Genomic DNA, 1,037 nt, shown 5'->3' on the forward strand with positions numbered 1-1,037 from the left:
CGCTGCTGCCGACGCGGTGTCGTTGGAGCCGGTGACGGACGACTCGTACGGCTGGCGCTGACCTGCCGGGCGAGTCGGCGGCGTCAGGGGACATCGCCGAAGACACGGGGCAGCTCACTGCCCGTGTCCGCAGGTGATGTCGCCCCGGCGGGCCGTGCCGGTCCGCTGGCGGCCGGGCAAACTCTGCCGGGACGCCGGCAGGGCCCGGTGGGACGCCGGCAGGGCCCGCTGGGGCGGGCCGGCGGCGGCCCCGGTCCAGCCCTCTCGGCAGCGCGGTCACCGTGGGTGCCTCGGCCGCGCGCAGCTGCCCGCGCGGAGCGGTCGGGCAGCTGGCTGTTGCGGTCGCGGTATCAGGCTGGGGGAGCGGTCGAGCGCAGGACGTGGTCGACGAGCACCCGGAGCTCGTCCATGCTGTGCAGGCTCCCCTGGTGGAGCAGGAGTCGGTAGTACAGCGGTGCGTAGAGCAGTTCGATGGCCAGGTCCGGGTCGGCGTCCTGGTGGAGCTGTCCCGCGTCGCGGGCCTTGGCCAGACGGCGTCGGGCGTCCTCGATCCGCGGGTGGAACAGGTCGTCGACGAGGCCCCGTGCCAGCCGGGGGTCGTGCTGGGTGTCGGCGATCAGTCCGACGAGGGCCCGGCCGAAGCGCTGGTCGGACAGCAGCCCGCGGACCAGGCCCTCCATCTGCGCGACCAGGTCCGCGCGCAGGTCTCCGCTGTCCGGGAAGTCGGCGGCGGGATTCGCCACGTCGTCCAGGGCCTCGAGGACGACCGCGCCCTTGGAGGGCCACCAGCGGTAGATGGTCTTCTTGCTGACCCCGGCCCGCGCGGCGATCGCCTCCACCGTCACGGGGCCGTACCCCTGCTCCGCGCACAGGTCCAGGCTCGCGTCCAGGATGGCGCGGCGACTCGCCTCGCTACGGGGTCGATGGGGCGTGCGTGCCGGTGCGTTCTGGTCGGGCATGCCGCCGAGCCTACAGGAAACGACACGTTCCGTATTGACAGTATCCGGCGCCCGGAGCACACTCACCATCAGAAACGG

Annotated in this window: 1 protein-coding gene; it reads right to left on the reverse strand. The window is 73.3% G+C overall.

Translation table 11 applies throughout. The features are described 5' to 3' along the window. Nucleotides 1-350: 350 nt before the first annotated feature. Entirely contained in the window at nucleotides 351-959 is a 609-nt protein-coding gene (locus OO48_RS33920) for a TetR/AcrR family transcriptional regulator (RefSeq protein ID WP_081952593.1), read from the reverse strand. Nucleotides 960-1,037: the final 78 nt, after the last annotated feature.

It is taken from the genome of Kitasatospora phosalacinea (assembly GCF_000716545.1).
Lineage (GTDB): Bacteria > Actinomycetota > Actinomycetes > Streptomycetales > Streptomycetaceae > Kitasatospora > Kitasatospora phosalacinea.